Genomic DNA, 530 nt, shown 5'->3' with positions numbered 1-530 from the left:
CCAACGCCCTCTTCAGTGGCAACCAGTCGGATTTTATTGGCATACATGCCGCCTAACGCTTTGGTGTCAACCGCTAATTGAGGTTTAGTACCTTCGCCAGCGACAGGTTTAACTGTGCCGTCTTTTAAGCTGATTCGGTTAGCGCCTTGTGTCAGAGACAGGTTATTCGTCTGAATTTTTCCATTTAATTCCGTTGCCCGGCTGATAATATCGACATAATCCGTCGCCTTACCATCTAACCCTTTACCGCCAATGGTGATTTGGCCTGTTTTAACCTCCAGTGCTTCCAACGCGCCCTGTTTATCAAATTGCGGTTTACCCGTGGTCAGTGTTGCACTCGAAGTATTAATAAAGCCACAGCCATCACAAGTAATGCCGTTGGGGTTGGCAATCATTACATTGGCTTTATTGCCGAAAATCTCCAATTGGCCTTGCAGGTTAGATTGTCCGCTGCCGGTCACTTCATTAATAATCAGTTCCGCCGCTTTTCCATGCAGATTAGGATTAGCGTTAAGTTGCCCCGCCAGTTG

The 530-nt window shown here is 47.2% G+C and carries 1 protein-coding gene; it reads right to left on the bottom strand.

Annotation, left to right across the window (positions count from 1 at the left end):
• The coding region (locus SLS51_RS23210) for a filamentous hemagglutinin N-terminal domain-containing protein (protein WP_323840835.1) at positions 1-530 on the bottom strand (530 nt) is incomplete at both ends.

Origin of the sequence: Photorhabdus africana (assembly GCF_035181445.1) — a bacterium.
Classification (GTDB): domain Bacteria; phylum Pseudomonadota; class Gammaproteobacteria; order Enterobacterales; family Enterobacteriaceae; genus Photorhabdus; species Photorhabdus laumondii.
This window is presented reverse-complemented; position numbering and strand designations above follow the sequence as displayed.